Annotated in this window: 23 protein-coding genes, 5 tRNA genes and 1 pseudogene; 11 read left to right on the forward strand and 18 right to left on the reverse strand. The window is 35.9% G+C overall.

Annotated features, from left to right (window positions below; translation table 11 throughout):
- Positions 1-90 precede the first annotated feature (90 nt).
- The 3 genes from H8B04_RS04755 to H8B04_RS04765 are packed head-to-tail and all read right to left on the reverse strand — an operon-like array spanning position 91 to position 1,573.
- Entirely contained in the window at positions 91-567 is a 477-nt protein-coding gene (locus H8B04_RS04755) for a hypothetical protein (RefSeq protein WP_190301629.1), read from the reverse strand.
- 50 nt (positions 568-617) lie between these two features.
- Positions 618-920, reverse strand: a complete 303-nt coding sequence (locus tag H8B04_RS04760; protein WP_190301630.1) for a winged helix-turn-helix domain-containing protein — start codon at positions 918-920, stop codon at positions 618-620.
- Positions 917-1,573: a hypothetical protein gene (locus H8B04_RS04765; RefSeq protein WP_223815277.1), complete on the reverse strand. Its 657-nt coding sequence runs from the start codon at positions 1,571-1,573 to the stop codon at positions 917-919. Before H8B04_RS04765 ends, H8B04_RS04760 begins: the two co-directional genes overlap by 4 nt.
- 159 nt (positions 1,574-1,732) lie before the next feature.
- Between H8B04_RS04765 and H8B04_RS04770 the strand changes: the two genes are divergently transcribed.
- The 3 genes from H8B04_RS04770 (at position 1,733) to H8B04_RS04780 (ending at position 3,849) form a co-directional block, all read left to right on the forward strand.
- A tRNA-Leu gene (locus H8B04_RS04770) sits at positions 1,733-1,814 on the forward strand.
- Between the two features lie 70 nt (positions 1,815-1,884).
- On the forward strand, positions 1,885-3,219 hold the full coding sequence (locus H8B04_RS04775; protein WP_165290652.1) for a trigger factor: 1,335 nt from the start codon (positions 1,885-1,887) through the stop codon (positions 3,217-3,219).
- A 72-nt stretch (positions 3,220-3,291) separates the two neighbouring features.
- A complete protein-coding gene (locus H8B04_RS04780; protein ID WP_165290651.1) occupies positions 3,292-3,849 on the forward strand; it encodes a GNAT family N-acetyltransferase in 558 nt (185 codons plus the stop codon).
- 11 nt (positions 3,850-3,860) lie between these two features.
- Here H8B04_RS04780 and H8B04_RS04785 read toward each other — a convergent pair whose 3' ends face one another.
- From H8B04_RS04785 to H8B04_RS04845, 14 genes and pseudogenes are all read right to left on the reverse strand, one after another.
- On the reverse strand, positions 3,861-5,333 hold the full coding sequence (locus H8B04_RS04785; RefSeq protein WP_165290650.1) for a DUF3943 domain-containing protein: 1,473 nt from the start codon (positions 5,331-5,333) through the stop codon (positions 3,861-3,863).
- Positions 5,334-5,471: 138 nt separating this feature from the next.
- Positions 5,472-6,182 carry a pirin family protein gene (locus H8B04_RS04790; RefSeq protein WP_165290649.1) on the reverse strand — a complete coding sequence of 237 codons (711 nt, stop codon included), beginning with the start codon at positions 6,180-6,182 and terminating at the stop codon, positions 5,472-5,474.
- Between the two features lie 150 nt (positions 6,183-6,332).
- Entirely contained in the window at positions 6,333-6,941 is a 609-nt protein-coding gene (locus H8B04_RS04795) for a GNAT family N-acetyltransferase (RefSeq protein WP_190301631.1), read from the reverse strand.
- 101 nt (positions 6,942-7,042) lie between these two features.
- Entirely contained in the window at positions 7,043-7,459 is a 417-nt protein-coding gene (locus H8B04_RS04800; RefSeq protein ID WP_190301632.1) for a DinB family protein, read from the reverse strand.
- The gene (locus H8B04_RS04805) at positions 7,456-7,929 is read right to left on the reverse strand and encodes a GNAT family N-acetyltransferase (protein WP_165290646.1); all 474 of its coding nucleotides are present in this window, start codon (positions 7,927-7,929) and stop codon (positions 7,456-7,458) included. The genes H8B04_RS04800 and H8B04_RS04805 overlap by 4 nt, the downstream gene beginning before the upstream one ends.
- A 13-nt stretch (positions 7,930-7,942) precedes the next feature.
- A complete protein-coding gene (locus H8B04_RS17010) occupies positions 7,943-8,131 on the reverse strand; it encodes a hypothetical protein (RefSeq protein WP_223815278.1) in 189 nt (62 codons plus the stop codon).
- Between the two features lie 347 nt (positions 8,132-8,478).
- Positions 8,479-9,231, reverse strand: a pseudogene (locus tag H8B04_RS04815) (SDR family oxidoreductase).
- Between the two features lie 14 nt (positions 9,232-9,245).
- Entirely contained in the window at positions 9,246-9,440 is a 195-nt protein-coding gene (locus H8B04_RS17320; RefSeq protein WP_317170643.1) for a YbhB/YbcL family Raf kinase inhibitor-like protein, read from the reverse strand.
- Positions 9,433-9,786: a YbhB/YbcL family Raf kinase inhibitor-like protein gene (locus tag H8B04_RS17255; RefSeq protein ID WP_262886427.1), complete on the reverse strand. Its 354-nt coding sequence runs from the start codon at positions 9,784-9,786 to the stop codon at positions 9,433-9,435. The genes H8B04_RS17320 and H8B04_RS17255 overlap by 8 nt, the downstream gene beginning before the upstream one ends.
- A 4-nt stretch (positions 9,787-9,790) precedes the next feature.
- Positions 9,791-10,123: an acyl-CoA thioesterase gene (locus H8B04_RS04825; protein WP_165290666.1), complete on the reverse strand. Its 333-nt coding sequence runs from the start codon at positions 10,121-10,123 to the stop codon at positions 9,791-9,793.
- A gap of 42 nt (positions 10,124-10,165) precedes the next feature.
- Entirely contained in the window at positions 10,166-10,279 is a 114-nt protein-coding gene (locus H8B04_RS17430) for an acyl-CoA thioesterase family protein (RefSeq protein ID WP_165290645.1), read from the reverse strand.
- A 58-nt stretch (positions 10,280-10,337) separates the two neighbouring features.
- On the reverse strand, positions 10,338-10,940 hold the full coding sequence (locus H8B04_RS04835) for a TetR/AcrR family transcriptional regulator (RefSeq protein WP_165290644.1): 603 nt from the start codon (positions 10,938-10,940) through the stop codon (positions 10,338-10,340).
- Between the two features lie 82 nt (positions 10,941-11,022).
- Positions 11,023-11,595 carry a Crp/Fnr family transcriptional regulator gene (locus tag H8B04_RS04840; protein WP_165290643.1) on the reverse strand — a complete coding sequence of 191 codons (573 nt, stop codon included), beginning with the start codon at positions 11,593-11,595 and terminating at the stop codon, positions 11,023-11,025.
- A gap of 33 nt (positions 11,596-11,628) precedes the next feature.
- Positions 11,629-13,779, reverse strand: a complete 2,151-nt coding sequence (locus tag H8B04_RS04845; RefSeq protein WP_190301633.1) for a prolyl oligopeptidase family serine peptidase — start codon at positions 13,777-13,779, stop codon at positions 11,629-11,631.
- A 93-nt stretch (positions 13,780-13,872) separates the two neighbouring features.
- Here H8B04_RS04845 and H8B04_RS04850 point away from each other — a divergent pair, with 93 nt between their 5' ends.
- From H8B04_RS04850 to H8B04_RS04885, 8 genes are all read left to right on the forward strand, one after another.
- A complete protein-coding gene (locus H8B04_RS04850; protein WP_190301634.1) occupies positions 13,873-14,619 on the forward strand; it encodes a UDP-2,3-diacylglucosamine diphosphatase in 747 nt (248 codons plus the stop codon).
- A complete protein-coding gene (locus H8B04_RS04855) occupies positions 14,580-15,173 on the forward strand; it encodes a Crp/Fnr family transcriptional regulator (RefSeq protein WP_190301635.1) in 594 nt (197 codons plus the stop codon). The genes H8B04_RS04850 and H8B04_RS04855 overlap by 40 nt, the downstream gene beginning before the upstream one ends.
- A 68-nt stretch (positions 15,174-15,241) precedes the next feature.
- The gene (locus H8B04_RS04860) at positions 15,242-15,571 is read left to right on the forward strand and encodes a DMT family transporter (RefSeq protein ID WP_165290639.1); all 330 of its coding nucleotides are present in this window, start codon (positions 15,242-15,244) and stop codon (positions 15,569-15,571) included.
- 79 nt (positions 15,572-15,650) lie between these two features.
- Positions 15,651-16,724: a peptide chain release factor 1 gene (gene prfA, locus H8B04_RS04865; protein ID WP_165290638.1), complete on the forward strand. Its 1,074-nt coding sequence runs from the start codon at positions 15,651-15,653 to the stop codon at positions 16,722-16,724.
- A gap of 149 nt (positions 16,725-16,873) precedes the next feature.
- Positions 16,874-16,947 (forward strand) — tRNA-Asp (locus H8B04_RS04870).
- Positions 16,948-17,000: 53 nt separating this feature from the next.
- Positions 17,001-17,077 (forward strand) — tRNA-Asp (locus H8B04_RS04875).
- A 52-nt stretch (positions 17,078-17,129) separates the two neighbouring features.
- Positions 17,130-17,203 (forward strand) — tRNA-Asp (locus tag H8B04_RS04880).
- Between the two features lie 116 nt (positions 17,204-17,319).
- Positions 17,320-17,393, forward strand: a tRNA-Asp gene (locus tag H8B04_RS04885).
- 97 nt (positions 17,394-17,490) lie between these two features.
- On the opposite strand, the gene H8B04_RS04890 is transcribed toward H8B04_RS04885, so the two are convergent.
- Complete coding sequence (locus tag H8B04_RS04890; protein WP_190301636.1) at positions 17,491-17,733, reverse strand: (4Fe-4S)-binding protein; 243 nt, start codon at positions 17,731-17,733, stop codon at positions 17,491-17,493.
- Positions 17,734-17,743 lie beyond the last annotated feature (10 nt).

The raw sequence follows: 17,743 nt of genomic DNA on the forward strand, positions 1-17,743 counted from the left end.
TTCTCTTTAAAATAAGCATCAAGATATATGTCAAATATATCTTAACACCTTCAAATCCTAACTTTATCAATTCGTTATTTGTTTCCATAGTTATATAGTCTGAAAAGTTGTTTTCCTGTAAAGCACATGTTGAATTTCAATTAAAGGTCTAGCCAAATAATCTTTGAATTCTATATGATGAAAAGTGCTTAACGATTTTCCTTTTTGGTAGCTAAACATATAATAGCGTATAAATTCGGGATAAATGAATGTTCCAATAGTAATCATAGCATACATATATAGACTGCGTTTGCCATTTCCCATCAAAAGATATTGCATCGCCACCTCGTCTTCTATTTCGGTATTGGTTTGTGTAATCACGTGAAAGACATCATGATTTTCTAGTTTGGGCATAATATCAAAACCTTTAGATCGATAAAATTCTCCCAAAGCATAGCCTAACGAATTTTCCGAATACCTCAAAAAATCATTAACCGATAATCCCCAAGCTTTTTTATTACGTTTGAAAACTTGTGCATACAGCTTAGAAGAACCATTATAAAGGAATAACATAAATTTAAGTCTCATATTAAAATTTTAAAAGTACTTTGAATTTCAAAGTTTATAGATAAAAAAATTTATTTGTACTGTTGTTTGATTAGATTTTCTAGTGCTACTAAGTGATTTTCAAAAGCTTTCTGACCTTTATCAGTCTTTCTATACTTGGTATTAGGTTTACGATCTACAAAAGACTTCTCCACGGTGATATAACCTTCTTTTTCCAAACTTTTTAGATTCGAAGCTAAATTGCCATCCGTTACTTCCAAAAGTTCCTTCAGCGAATTGAAATCGTAGTGTTCGTTTGCCACCAATACACTCATGATTTGCAAACGCACACGATTCTCTAATACTTTGTCATATAGTGATAGATCCAAACTCACTTTTCGTAACGTTGATGAACGATTAAACCATATATAATATGTAATACTCCGAACCCTACTGCCCAAAAGTAGATACCATATCCAGGAAGGCACAAAGCTAACAAACCTAAAATAATATCCAAAACGCCCAACCAACGCAATTCTTTAAAAGTAAAACTTGACGCAGCACTCAACGCCAAACCATAAAAAATCAACATCGAAGAAGCAATCATTCCATAGTTTTCTTTATATAATAATATAAATGAAAGTATCCCACCCGTTAGCAATGGAACTGCCATCGCTTTGAATAAAGCCTTACTGGTAGGATTCCAAACAGACTGACTTGATTTTTTTGCTTTCTGCTTAGCCATATAATATCCCGTACCTACTGATACCACCAATACAGCTGCAGCAATAAATATTAAAGTTGGAACGAGTTCACTATTTACATAATTATCTCTATAGCCAAATACACTATCAAATCCATATATTAATGTATATCCTACAAATGCACCTACAAGTGCATAACTACCGATTAAAACACCCGAAAGTCCACTAATCGACATAAACTTGGATGATTTTTCCATCAATGAGCGAATTTGCCCGATCTGATTAATTAAGTCTTTTTGATCCATAAAAGTACTTTGATATTCAAAGTTATAGATATTATTCATACCTGCAAATTATTTTTGAATAAAATTGCTAAAAATTAATAGTCTTGCTTTTAGTCATTTAGAAAATAAGGGACAAAATAAATGCAGTTTTTTCAAAACAAGACTTGACAAATATGGAAAATGATTCTATCTTTGTGTCACAATAAAAAAATCCTAACTGCGGAAGTGGCGTAATTGGTAGCCGCACCAGACTTAGGATCTGGCGCCGCGAGGCGTGGGGGTTCGAGTCCCTTCTTCCGCACTTGATATCCTCCCGAACAAAATGAATCGGGAGGATTTTTTTTATAATGCGAAAATAACGCTTAAAAAGTATGAATATTTCACATCAGAAAATCGACGACATCAACGCTAAAATTACCGTTGATTTAGCACCAGAAGATTATAATCCGGCAGTTGACAAAGCGATTAAAGATCAAGCTAAAAAAGCAAAATTACCTGGATTCCGTCCTGGAATGGTTCCAGTAGGTCATATCAGACGTACATTTGGTAAATCAATCCTTTTTGACGAAATCAATCGCGTAGTAAACGAAAAAATTTCAGCATATATCACAGAACAAAAATTGGAAGTATTGGGTCAACCTCTTCCTGTGGATGGGGAAGAAGATGCTAAATATAACTGGGATTTCAAAGATAACTTTAGCTTCAACTATGAAATTGGTTTAGCTCCAGAATTCGAAATTCCTTTCACAGCTGAATCAGAATTCACTGAATACGATATCAAAGCTGACGAAGCTACTTTGGCTGAACGTATCAAAAACTTACGTCGTAGCTACGGTAAAATGACTAATCCTGAGGTTTCTGAAGAAGGTGACGTATTATACGCTACATTGAAACAAGCTAAAGAAGAAGGTATTGAGCAAACAACTTCAGTTCGTACGGACATCATCGAAGACGCTGAGATTAAAAAATCATTGGCTGGTCTTAAAAAAGATGACGTAGTGAAAATCGACGTTAAAAAAGCATTTCAAGTTGCTGACTTAGCGCGTATCTTAGGTATCAACGAAGAAGAAGCTACTAATTTGGACGTTACTGAGTTCGAATTGACAGTTAAAAATATCAACCGTCTTGAGGAAGCTGACTTGAACCAAGAGTTCTTCGACAAATTATTCAATGCGGAAGAAGTTACTACTGAAGAGCAATTCAACGCTAAAGTAAAAGAAGAAGTTGAAAACTTATTCAAACAAAATTCAGCTCAAAAATTACGTAACGATATGTATACTTTCGGTATGGATAAAGTTGACGTAAAATTCCCTGAAGACTTCTTAAAAAGATGGTTAAAAGCTACAAACCCTAACTTGTCTGCTGAAGAAATCGAAGAAGGTTTCGCTGATTTCATCAATAACTTGAAATGGACTATCATCGAAAACCGTATCGTTACTGCTAACAACTTAGAAGTTAAATACGACGAGGTAGTAGATTTAGCGAAAGAACGTATCTACGCACAAATCAAAATGTACAACATCAACGAAGAGCCTACTGATGAGCAATTAGGTCAATTTGCACTTCAATTATTATCTGATAGAGAACAAGCTAACCGTTTATTCGAAGAAGTAAAAGCTTTGAAAGTATACGAACACTTGAAATCTGCTGTGAAAATCAACACAGAAGCTATCGATTACGATAAATTTCAAGAATTAGAAAAATAATATTTTTATTGATTTTTAGAATGTAAAAAGGTTAGCAAATGATTTGCTAACCTTTTTTTATTTTCACTTATTATGTTCATACGTCCTGCAAAGAAAACAGAAGCTACGCAGATAGCGGAATTGATAAATCTGGCCATGCTAGAAATCACCTATCAATTTATAGGCGAAGAAAATCGAGATAAAGCAAATGCATTTTTAGCCCATTTCGTAGCGCAAGAAAACAATCAATATTCCTATCAAAATATCTTTGTTGCAACCGAAGAAAATGGATCTATTATTGGTCAAATTTCGATTTATGACGGTGCAAAACTTCAAGAATTACGAAAACCCATTTGGGATAAAATAAAAGCGGATCGTGATGTAAAATATTGGGCAGAAGATGAAACACAAGCAGGGGAATTTTATATTGATACTTTTGCCGTTAGTCCATTAGCCCAAGGAAAAGGTGTAGGTAAGCAATTATTGCAATATGCCATTGATGAAATTGTTCATAAACAGCATCATACCTTAGGTCTTCTAGTGGATAAAGATAATCCAAATGCGAAAAGACTTTACGAAAGAATAGGTTTTAAAGTCGTGAACGATATCCACATTTTTGGAAAAGATATGGAGCATATGCAATATGCTTAATTCACATGTCCTTAAAATTGAATATTATAACCTACAGATATACGTCCAAAAGGAAATTCTCGTTGAAAATCTGGGTATTGTTGATCTCTAAAATGTCCTTGTAATCCGAAATATCCAGAAGCGACATTTAGCGAAAAGCGCTTAAATAATCGCAGACTTCCTTCCAAAGTGGCAGTATGTAGAATATAATATGATTTTGTTCCGCTGATTGTATGAAAATAACCACCATTATAATCTGCGGTAACCATTAAGCGATTTAGCAAACTTAATGCTCCTCTAAACCGATAAGAAGCTCCTGAACCATAATTGTAATTACGGCTAGCACCATATAATAAATACGGATCCGGCACCGCAGCTAATACAACAGCACCAGCTCCTATGGAAAGATTCAAGCGATTTTCTTTTTTGTATCGAAATTCCGAATTCCAATTATAAACTAAGCTTTGCGCGCCATAGAAAAAAGCATCATTATTATAAAAATCATAATGTGCATTCAAAGTTCCAAAGTGCTCGCCTTTTTTAGATTTGAAAAATTTAGCTCCAGATAATAAGGCATGCACATTCACGGATTGAATTGTCGTACTATCGCCATTAGCCAATTCAAAGTTCACGTGAAACTCATCAAAAGGCCTCTTATAATTGTGATCGCCATTGCTATAATGAAAACGCAATCTCGTATAAATAGAGTTTTTACCCTTCTGTAAAAAGTCTCCCTCTTTTGCATCAAATCGACGTAACCCCATATCAAATTCCGCACTGATATGCGAAGAATCGACGGCGTAGTAATCGTCAATTTTCTTTCCCCATTTACCGTCCAACAGACGATTCAAACTATTTACAGGATTTACCAGCAAGGCAACAATTTCATTTCCGATCATATTTTGACCGTTTTTACTGCGAGCCAAAATATTACGGGATACACGATGCGTCATTTCCCCTAAAATAATCCCTCCAAAGGTTGTATTCACTAAATCATTAATCGAAGGATGTTGCGTCTCCCCTGCCGTTTCCCAGATATAGCTACCTGCTAAAGTCGCGATACTAGACTCGTAAAAATTGTAACCGTTACTGCGGAACGAGTTAAAATACAATTGTCCATGGTAGGGATGATCAAATTGATTGGTTGTAAACTGATTATCGTCCCAGTCCCAAGCACTGAATTTTTGGTGATCAATAAAATTTTTGAAAGTGATAAAAGAATACGGATCTACAGTGATAAAGCGATTAAATGTTGCGGGAAAGGCTTGTGCTAAAAACCATTCTGTACCTGCACGCCAAAAATGTTTCTTACGCGTAGGAATCAATTCACGCTCAACACTATCTTGCCCAATGATATTAATAGGTTTCCAAAAATTACGAGGGAATCTTTGGGTTGAATCAACAGAAAACAATATGGAGTCACTTTCCAAAACTAAAGATTCATTTGCCTTTAATAATGATGGTAATAAAAGAACGAGGATTAATAATTGAATATATTTTAGCATAACGCAAAAATATGCATTTTAAGATAATTTACTTTTTCAAAAATATCTTTGTACATTCTCATTACAAAAGTGTCCTAGAAATAGAGTAGCCCTATCTTTTACAAGATAGATAGGGCTAGCCTATTTAAATATTCTATTTTATACCATCGGAACTTCCATGATCAAAACAGAAGCATTTTCTTTAGCAGTCAATGCAACTTCTGTAGTATCTGTGATTCCAATAGCGTCTCTTCTTTCCAATATTTCACCAGCAACCTCTAATTGTCCTTCCAATAAGAAAATATACACGCCTGTACCCTCACCTTTTAACGTATATTCCACAGAATTTCCTGTGTCCAAGTCCGTCAAGTGAAACCACGCATCTTGATGAATCCACGTTCCCTCGTCGTTTGGATTTGGTGAAATCACTTGCTGCAATTTATTCTTTCTATCCGCAGGATCAATTTTTATTTGATCATATCGAGGCGTTACATTTTCTTTATTCGGAAATAACCAAATTTGCAAAAACCGAACATGATCAACTTCACTTCCATTGAATTCACTATGTGCTACACCAGTTCCAGCACTCATCACTTGAATTTCATTGGGCTGAATAGTTCCTTCATTGCCCATGCTGTCGCCATGTGCTAAAGTTCCTTCCAACGGAATCGAAATAATTTCCATATTATCATGTGGATGACGACCAAAACCATTACCACCTGCAACAAAGTCATCGTTCAACACGCGCAATGCACCAAAATGCATACGTGATGGGTTATGATAACCTGCAAAACTAAACGTATGGTAGCTTTTTAACCAGCCATGATCTGCATATCCTCTGCTATCTGCTTTATGAATTATTGTTCTCATTTTATCCTCCTTAATGATTTATACAACAAAGTTATCTCCTAATCGCGGTAGAATTCTTAACCTAGATTAATAAATATTCTTTCTAGATTTCAGATCTAAATAATGATTCAATAGATAAAATTCAATCCTTTATGGCACCGAATCTTTATTTTAGCATTTACTATTGGTTCCAATCAATATTTCTAGTCTGCTTTTTACAGCTTCCCATTCGCTTTTAATAATACTGTAACAACATGTTTTCCTTCTAAATCCGTCATACATCAAAGTATGCTCTCTCAAAATCCCTTCCAATTTACCACCGATTTTTTCTACAGCTTTTCTGGATCGTATGTTGCGCTCATCCACTGAAAATTCTACGCGATGCGCTTGAAGTGTTTCAAAAGCATATTGCAGCAAAAGGTATTTACATTCGCTATTTAAACCTGTTCCCTGAAATTTTTTATCAATCCATGTAGCTCCAATTTGAAGTCTATCATCCGCATTCACAATATTTAAATAAGAGGTGCTGCCAACATAGCAATTATCAGATTTCGAAAAGATACTAAATGCATACCTTTTGTGATTTCTCCTCATATCCAAAGCATTTTCTATATATGTAGTCAATAAGGCTTTTGTATAAATCTGCTTTGGTGAATATTGAATTAATGTTTTATCAGAAGTAGCAATATATAATAGATTGTCAATATCTGACAAAGTAATGGGTTTCAGAAGCAAGTTTGAACTTTCTAAAACAATATACTTTTCAAATGCTAAATGCATTGCAACAATTTAAGATATTTTTTAAATGGGCCAACCTCATTTTTATATTGTTTTGCCAAAACCCTTGAAATCTGGTTAATATGAGTCAAATCGTGGATAGCCTAGGTCGATATAAGCTGTTTAAGATTGACTTCTTGGATTTCTGGGTGGAAGGCTGATTTTATAAAATCTAAATCATTGAGATGATAACTTTTTAGCGCTTCTATTCCATTTTTTCTGAGGGTTTCAAAATCATGAAGCAAGGAATCCAACGTATGGTGCACTGCCACATCAAAATGCGAAGTCATGCTAATTGGTTCCAATGTTTTATTTGTATTATCGAACAATATAATCTTTACTCTGGGTAACCAATTCGTTTCTTCGCAGACTATTAAATGGGCAACCGCTTGCTTGGCAGACCAAGTATTTTGACCTTCATTTCCGTTTATCCATTCTTCAGACAAACCAGAAAGTAGATTTGAAAGCACGCTAGGTGTCCTTTCAAGTATTTCTAAGGATTTTGATAAGGTAAATGTCATAGCGTGCTATTTAATGTGTTGAGAATTAATTCCATTTTTATATTGGCTCTTTTAAATTTTTGCCCATCAAGAGGAGTATTTTTAAAACCAAACTTGCGATAGATATTGATTGCTGTTTCCAATCTTGAATTGGTATACAAAATCACTTTTTCTGCATTTCGCTTTTTTGCTTCTTTAATGGCTGATGTACACAAAAATTTCCCTGCCCCTAAACCGTGATACGCTTCATCAACAGTCATTTTTGCCAATTCATAAACATTTTGCTTTACAACAACTAAAGCAACTGTACCAATAATATATCCTTGATATTCTGCAAATAAAATAGTTCCACCATCTTTAAGAATAAACTCTTCGGGATTCGATAGAAACTGAATATCAAGCGGTTCAATATCAAAATACTTACTCAACCATGCTTTATTAAGCCTTTCAAAATCATATTGATGTTCTTTCTTGTAATAAATGATTTTCATAACGAAGGTTCTTTTAGGTTTTATAATTGCAAAGCACTCGTTTTGCTTTGTTATTTTCATTGAGTTCAAAAACTTCTGCAGCAAGTCTTCCTTTTACAGATGTGTAATAAATTACAAAAGAATCTACCCCCACAAAGCAATGATGAAGTTGAAAATGCAAATCTGGATAAGCATTTAGACCTATTTCAAAATAGGTTTTCAAATCCGCTTTATTTTGGATTACGCCATCCTTATTGAAGTTAAACAAGGAAATTAAAGGAGAAACTCTACATTGTTGTCGTAATGTTCAAGTATGCTATTGATGTCGTGGCTATTCCATGCATTCAACCTTGCTCTGCAAATTCTTTTGCTGTTTCTTATGTTATCATTTTTCTTCATCTTTTGGATTTAAAAACTCATCGGTAAAATGAGCGATATCATCGTTGTACTCCTAAAACAATTTTTCATCTGGTACTTGGGCGAATGTTTTTTCACCGAGCATCTTGTATTACGCAAATTGTTTGCGGACGCTCTCTAAATATTTTGTTTTCATGAGACCACTTTTTCAAATTATCTCCCTCCTGAAACGTCAATAAACGTTCCTGTGCAATACGACGATTCATCGGAAGCAAGCCATAATATCGCTTCAGCCACTTCCTTCGCCAATCCACCTCTTCTTAATGGAATAGAATTTTTAATTCTTTCAATTCTGTCAGGTTCTCCACCAGTTTTATGAATATCTGTATAAATAAATGCTGGACGTACGGCGTTCACCCGAATACCTTCTGTAGCAACCTCTTTGGATAATCCGATAGTAAAAGTGTCTAGTGCACCTTTGCTAGAAGCATAATCAATATATTCGTCTGGCGCTCCCAATTTCGAAGCCAAAGAAGATACATTGACAATTACACCACCATTACCGCCACGGCTAAATGCCATTTGCTTAATAGCCTCCTGCGCACAAAGAAACTAGGCAAAAACATTGGTTTTGAAAACATTAACAATCCGCTCCATACTCATTTTTTCAAATCGCATTTGAGGTTTGAGTATACCGGCGTTATTTATCAATACATTTATATTACCAAATGCTTTCTTTGTTTCTCTGAACATATTTAATACCTACTTTTCTTTGGTAATATCTGCCGGAAGAGCTACTGCGACTCCTCCATCTTTTTTTATTTGCGAAACAACTCTCTCTGCTTCCGATTTATTTTTACAGTAATTCACGACTACAGCATAACCTTTTTTTGCAGCCAATATTGCTGTAGCCGCTCCGATGCCTCGACTTCCTCCAGTAATAAGTATTGTTTTCATATTTTCCATCTCTACTTTGTCAACTATCGTTTGTAAAAAAAAACTAATGAAGCCTTTTCAATAAAATTTTGCTCTAACATAAAACCAACTAAAGCAGGATTTGCCATTGCATCTAATCCCAGCTTTTCGGTTTTCAAAGCATAAATTGTAATAGTATATTTATGAGGCTTATTTCCTTCGGGAGGGCATGGTCCTCCATAACCTTGTGTTTTAAAAATCGGTCATACTTTGTATCGATCCGATTGGTGCAAGTCTCAAAGCTGTGTTGCCAGCATTTGATTTTAATTCAGTAATGTTCGCCGGAATATCAAAAATCAGCCAGTGCCACCACCCACTTCCCGTGGGTGCATCTGCATCATGAATTGTTACTGCAAGACTTTTAGTTCCTCCAGGTTGATTTTCCCAATACAGTTGTGGCGAAATGTTTTGTCCATTGCAGCCCATACTGTTTAACGCTTGTTTGTGGGTGGCTTGTCCACCGAGTTCATTACTTTTCAGCGTGAATGTTTGCGCGTTGACCAAGACAGTAGCAAACATTATTGAAATTAACAGTAATCGTTTCATAAAATTATTGGCTTAGTTGTTTTAATATTTTTACGCGATCATTAAAGTTTTTAGCGTTCTCTATTGGATAATGTATCTGTTCAAATAGATTCATGAATTCTGGCGAATGTTTGTGACTGCGTTGGGTTTTAATATTGAAGTGTACCAATTTCCCCCACATAATCGCTTTAATTTGTGATTTACTATCGTTCCACATAATCCCTTCTACTAATAAGCTGAACTCCGAAAAAGCAATAAGTCTTGTTTCTACAATCACATTTTCAAGCCATATTGCTGGACATATGTATGAAATCTGTGTTTGCGCAGCCACCCAGCCGACACCATGTTTTTGGAGTATGTCTGCCGTATTGAAATTATAATTATCTAGTAACTGCTCTGTTCATGCAGCGACAATGCAATCAATATATTTGGAGTTATTCAGGTGATTGAAAGGATCACAATCCTGATATTGGATCCGAATTTTACTTTCTACAATCTTTCTTAATGTATTCATTGTTATGTATTTAAATTTTATAAAAATATACCGAATGGTATATTTTTGAATAAAAAAATTATGTTTTTAGATTATTAATAAGTTGTGTCAAAAAATTCATGGCAATTCGTAATTCTGTTGATTTTCCAGTCACCTTAGCTTGCATTATGGCTCCTTCAATTAGCGATATTAAAATAACCGCAAATTCAGTCGGGTCGGTGTCTTGTTTAATTTCTTCTCGTTTTATACCTCTTTTAATTTGGTTTTCAATAGATGTTTTCCAAAAGGAAAGTGCATTAGTAGCGCGTTCCCTTAATTTTGGGTGTGTATCATCTGCTTCGGTAGACGTATTCAAAATGGGACAACCCGGTTGTAAAAACGGAATAATCAAAAAATCCCTATATACCTTCGGATATACCAAAAGTCGTTCTATTGAATTTTCAGTTTTTAATATTCGCTCTTTTATATAATTCGTGACACGATTAAAATTGTAGTCAAAGGCGGCAAGAGCTACTTCGTCTTTATTTTCAAAATTACCATAAATACTCCCCTTGGTCAGTCCAGTTGCATGAGTCAAATCCGTAAGCGACGTACCAGCATAACCTTTCGCATTGAAAATAGGTGCTGTTTGTTCAATAATGAATTGCTTTGTGCGCTCTGCTTTTGATAACTCTTTGCTCATACTAAAAGTAAATATAAAAATAAAATACCAATCGGTATGATAATTTATATATTTTCTCAAACTATAGATTTTTCTAATTTAATTAACTCCGCTCCGCACGCAGTTTACTTAGAAATTCCGGTGTAATACCAATGTAAGAAGCAATGGATTTCTGTGGAATAGTATGGATTAATGAGGGATATAATTCACAGAATTTTTCATAACGCATTTTAGCTGTCAAGCTCAGGTAATTGATAGTACGTTGATTGCTTGCCGCTAACGCATTTTCACTCAAAATGCGGAAATAACGTTCCAGTTTAGGTATTCGATCAAAAATAGAAAGTTGACAAGATCGACTTAATAACAACACCTTACTATCCAGTAAAGCATCAATATTCAATTCGCTTGGCTTATTTTTTACCATTGAATACATATCCGAAATCCACCAATTTTCAGGTGCAAACTGCAGAATATGCTCAAAGCCATCTCGATCAACTGTGTACGAACGTAAACATCCTTCCACCACAAAAGCAGCATAAGAAGCTAACTCTCCTGCCTGATGCAGGAATTTCTTACGAGGAATTTCCTTTTCTTTGACCAATTCTCGAACGATTACCATTTCCTCATCAGTCAGAGATACAATGCTATGAATATGTTGTATTAATTTTTCGACCATAAAAAAGGACGACCCTTTGTCGTCCTTACTAAATTAATATTTAATTTCGGTATAGCCAATCCCCATATTTTGGAACATAAAAGCCCAACGATCGGCATTTTCTTCAATCTGCATGGCTGTAGATTTGCCTGCGCCATGACCAGCTTTGGTATCAATACGAATCAACACAGGATTACTTCCCGTATGATATTCTTGCAGACGAGCAGCAAATTTGAAGGAATGCGCAGGCACCACTCGATCATCATGATCTGCTGTAGTAACCATCGTTGCAGGGTAGTTTGTTTTTGGTTTCAACGCATGATAGGGTGAATATTTGTATAAATAATCAAACATTTCTTTACTTTCATCTGCGGTACCAAAATCAAATGCCCATCCCGCTCCTGCTGTAAATTTGTGATAACGCAACATATCCAACACACCAACTGCAGGAAAAGCAACTTTGAACAATTCTGGTCTTTGCGTCATACAAGCACCAACCAAAAGCCCACCATTTGAACCTCCAGCAATCGCTAATTTTTCTGAAGAAGTATAATTTTCTTTAATAAGGTATTCTGCTGCCGCAATAAAGTCATCAAAGACATTCTGCTTTTTCAATTTTGTACCTGCTAAATGCCAGTTCTCACCATATTCTCCTCCTCCACGCAGATTAGCCACAGCATATACACCACCTTGTTCTAATAGGATCACATGAGCCAAACTAAATGATGGCGTCAAACTAATGTTAAAGCCACCATACCCATACAACAAGGTTGGATTAGTACCATCTAATTTTACACCTTTTTTGTGTGTAATAATCATCGGTATCTTCGTCCCATCTTTGGAAGTATAAAAAATTTGTTTTGACTCATATTGCGAAGGATCGAATTTCGCACCAGAGGCTTTATAAACTTCAGACTTGCCCGTAGCAATATCATATTTATAAATTGTACTTGGATGTATGTAGGAAGTAAACGAATAATACAACTCCTTATCGCCCAACTTCGCACCAAAACCTGATGCTGTACCTACCCCAGGTAATTCAATTTCACGCTCAAGCTTTCCTTTGCGATCAAACTGTTTGACTAAAGAAGTCGCATCTTTCAAATAGGAAGCAAAGATTTTTCCACCACCTGATGATGGGCTTAATACATTTTCGGTTTCTGGAATTAAGTCTTTCCAATTTTCGGGAGTTGGATTTGCAAAATCTACGGTTACGATACGACCATTCGGAGCATTCAGCTCGGTATAAATAAATAACTTGCTCCCGTCATTATCGATAATATAATGGTTCTTATCCATATTATTTACCATCGAAACAAAATTGGATTCCGGATTACTCAAATCTTTTATCCACATCTCATTACCCGATGTGGTATTGGCTGCGTTCACAATCAAGAACCTTTCATCTTCTGTCAATCCAGCTCCAATATAGCGACGTTTTAAATTTTCTCCCCCAAATACTAGTTCGTCTGAGGCTTGTGGTGTGTTCAACTTATGAAAATATAACTTATGTACATCTGTCATAGCAGATAAAGCAGAACCAGCCTTTGGCTTGTCATAAGAACTGTAATAAAAACCTTCGTTCCCTCGCCAAGCCAGTCCCGAAAACTTCACATCAATTAAGGTATCTCCTACCACAGCCTTGTCTTCCGTATTTAAAACTACTACTTTTCTCCAATCTGAGCCACCTTCGGATAATTGATAAGCCACCAGAGAACCATCTTTGCTAAAAGAAATTCCGCCTACGGAAGTAGTACCATCTTCTGAAAGTTTATCCAAATCCAAGAAAACCTCTTCTTTTCCATTTTCTCCTTTTTTACGATATAATACACCTTGGTTTTGCAATCCATCATTTTTGTACCAATAGATATACTCCCCCTCTGTAGTTGGCGCTGAATATTTTTCATAGTTCCAAATGGTCTCCAATCGTGACTTTATAGCATCACGAAAAGGAATCTGCCCTAAATAATCCTGAGTAACTTCGTTTTGCGCGGTAACCCAAGCCTTTGTTTTATCAGATAAATCATCTTCCAACCAACGGTAAGGATCTTCTACTTCTACTCCAAAGTACGTATCCTTATGCTCTATCTTCTCTGTTTGCGGGTATGGTTTAAGCGTAATATCTTTCACTGCTTCAATTTTATTTTGTGACTGACAGCTAACTATAGCTATCGACAACATTACAAAAATTAATTTTGTTTTCATAACTGGTTAGTTTTATTATCAAATCTACTAATTATTAAGCATTTACAACAATACAGTTTGTTTGCAATAGTGATTTTGGTATTTTTACCGCGTATGCAAACAAGAAACAAGATATATTTTGCTTCGGACTTCCATTTGGGGGCTTACCCATTAGAAAAATCAGAAGAACGTGAGAAAGTTATAGTTCAATGGTTAGATTCTATCAAAGCGGATGCTGCAGAACTTTATCTTGTGGGTGATATATTTGATTTTTGGTTTGAATATGCTACAGTTGTACCCAAAGGTTATATTCGCTTTTTGGGAAAGCTTGCTGAACTGGCAGATTTAGGCATTAAACTTACTTTTTTCAAAGGTAACCACGATATGTGGATGTTTGGCTATTTGAAAAAAGAGCTAAACGCCCGAATCGTTGATAATGAGTTGATTCTGAATCTCAACGGGAAATCTTTCTATATTCATCATGGTGATGGTCTTGGACCTGGTGATGCTAAATATAAATTTTTAAAGAAATTTTTTAGAAGTTCCTTCTGCCAATGGTTATTTGCCCTACTGCATCCGAATTTAGGTATTGGTATTGCCACACGTTGGTCAAAACACAGCCGCGTATCCAGCAATTCGCCCGAAACCTACTTGGGTGAAGATAAAGAATGGCTGATTCAATACAGTAAAGAAATTTTACAAGCCCAACATTATGATCATATGATTTATGGTCACCGTCATGTCCCATACGATATTATATTGAATGGAGCTACTCATGTGGTAAATTTAGGAGAATGGATAAATCATCGTACCTACGCAGTATGGGATGGGGAAAAATTAAGTTTGCAGAAATGGAATTAAAGAGAGGATTGCTTGATATATTTCCATTGCAAGATGATGAAATGGAAAAAATAATAGGATTAGCGGAAAAAGTGACGCTATCCAAAAATGAAATTCTTATCCAACAGCAACAAGTCATCAAATATATCTATTTTTTAGAAGAAGGCATTTGTCGGATTTTTTATCCAAAAGAAGAAAAAGAAGTTGTACTCGATTTTTGTTTCCCTGGAGATATCATTTTACCCCTCAACAGTTATATTCACAATCTCCCAACTTATGAAATTGTAGACACGCTTGAAGATTGTACCGTCTATCGCATTTCTATAGCTGAATTGCAATCTTTATACAGCACCTCTCTTCCTATTGCGAACTGGGGAAGAAAACTTGCCGAATTGGAAACATTGAAAATTGAATCCCGTCTGATGCAAAGTCTTTTTAAATCTGCGGCAGAGCGCTATGCTGATTTATTAGGAAAAGCACCCAAACTTTTACAGCGTATCAAACTAGGATATATTGCTAGCTATCTTGGTGTTTCACAAGTCACTTTGTCTAGAATCCGGGCAGAGATTAGATAACTTTTTAGCATTTGTAAAAATTAATTCTTTCTAAAATCCAGACCTTTGTATCAAACAATATAAAGAATATGAACTGGATATTTTTGATTTTAGGAGGTTTATTTGAAGTTGGATTTACAACTTGTCTTGGTAAAGCCAAAGAAGCAAGTGGCACGACAATGTATCTTTGGTATTTAGGATTTGTTATCTCCCTATTTGCAAGTATGGGATTACTGATTAAAGCGACTCAAACTTTACCTTTAGGCACAGCATATGCGGTATGGACAGGCATAGGCGCTGTCGGAACAGTATTAATGGGCATCTTTTTTTTCAAAGAACCCGCTGACTTTTGGCGCATATTCTTCATTTTTACGCTTATCGCTTCTATAGTTGGTCTAAAAGCGGTGTCAAGTCATTAACAAATACTACGGTTTTAACATAAATTTTCAGTAATTTTGCGTCTCCAAAAGGCAAAATTTACCTGTAGGATTTAGAATTATGTTAGAAAAATTACAAGCTATTAAGGAAAGATGGGAAGAAGTGGAAGCTGAATTAAGCAAGCCAGAAACCATCTCTGATATGAAACGATTTGCAAAATTGAACAAGGAGTACAAAGACTTGGGCAAAATCGTTGAACAATACCATATCTATAAAAACATCGTTAGCAATATGGAAGCTAACAAAGATATTCTTGTGAATGAAAAGGATCAAGAATTAAGGGAAATGGCAAAAGAGGAACAAGATCTACTTTATGCTCAAAAAGAGGAAAAAGAAGAAGAAATCCGTCTTATGTTAATTCCTAAAGATCCTGAAGATGCTAAAAATGCTATTATTGAGATTCGTGGAGGTACGGGTGGTGATGAAGCAGCGATTTTTGCAGGAGATTTGTACCGTATGTACACACGTTATTTTGAGAAAAAAGGATGGCGTAACGAAGTAATGGATGTTACGGAAGGTACTTCAGGAGGTTATAAAGAGGTAATCCTAAAAGTAATTGGTGAAGATGTTTACGGTCAATTGAAGTATGAATCGGGCGTACACCGTGTACAACGTGTACCAGATACCGAAACACAAGGTCGTGTACATACTTCTGCAGCTTCAGTAGCGGTATTGCCAGAAGCTGAGGATGTCGATGTAGAATTAAATCCTGGCGATATTGAGATGCAGACATCACGTTCAGGTGGTGCCGGTGGTCAGAACGTAAATAAAGTTGAAACCAAAGTTCAATTGACGCATAAACCTTCTGGTATTGTTGTCGTTTGTCAGGTGGAACGTTCTCAATTAGCCAACCGTGAATTGGCAATGGAAATGCTTCGTAACAAACTTTACGAAATAGAATTGAACAAAAAGAATGGTGACATCGCGGCAAAACGTAAGACTTTAGTGTCCACTGGAGACCGTTCTGCAAAAATTCGTACTTATAATTATCCACAAGGTCGCGTAACTGAACATAGAATTGGTTTGACGATGTATAACCTTCCAGCAATTATGGATGGTGATATTCAGGAGATTATCGATGCATTGCAATTTGCAGAGAATGCAGAGAAGATGAAAGAGGGTGCTGTAGAGTAATTTTTTTTCAAAAAAAGTTTGTTTTTACGCAAAACAGCCCTATATTTGCACACCTTCTCAGATGAAGGGTTTGAGTCTGAAAGCTTACAAGGGAGAGTATCCTAACAATTAAAAAAGTAGGTTGTGTGAGTGTAAGATTTAAACAAAAAGGTCTGGTAGTTCAGCTGGTTAGAATACATGCCTGTCACGCATGGGGTCGCGGGTTCGAGTCCCGTCCAGACCGCAAGAGAAAGAAAGAGTTCTTTCATCGTTCTGAAAAATATTGAAAATAATTTAGGTCTGGTAGTTCAGCTGGTTAGAATACATGCCTGTCACGCATGGGGTCGCGGGTTCGAGTCCCGTCCAGACCGCCAAATTATTTCTTATCTTTCAATCGTTCTTTAAAGCATTAAAAAAAAGATTTTAGGTCTGGTAGTTCAGCTGGTTAGAATACATGCCTGTCACGCATGGGGTCGCGGGTTCGAGTCCCGTCCAGACCGCTAAAATTCTTTTTATAAAACAACAACTAAAAATCTTAGGTCTGGTAATTCAGCTGGTTGAACATCCCGATTGTCGGGAGAGTCGCATGTCTGAGTCAAGATTTAAAACCAAAAACGGTCTGGTAGTTCAGCTGGTTAGAATACATGCCTGTCACGCATGGGGTCGCGGGTTCGAGTCCCGTCCAGACCGCTCTTAAAAGGTTATTCATTTATTTGGATAACCTTTTTTTTGATTTGTAGAATATTTATTAGACTCTAATAGCTATTCTATCAAAATAATCTCTAAGCTAAATCTCCATTTGATTATCAGGTCTCTTTAATTCATAGCCTAGCGCTCCTGATGGACATTTTTTAATCTGATTAATCAATTCTTCTACTGAAGCATTTTCGGGGTTGCACCAAGGTCTTTCTTTGGGTTTATATACTTGAGGAAGCATTTTTACACATACACCAGCATGAATACATAATTCAGGCTTCCACAACACAGTGATTTCACCATGTGGATGTGGATATTTAATAATCTTTTCCATAACACCTTAT

It is taken from the genome of Sphingobacterium litopenaei, from assembly GCF_014692495.1.
GTDB lineage: Bacteria > Bacteroidota > Bacteroidia > Sphingobacteriales > Sphingobacteriaceae > Sphingobacterium > Sphingobacterium litopenaei.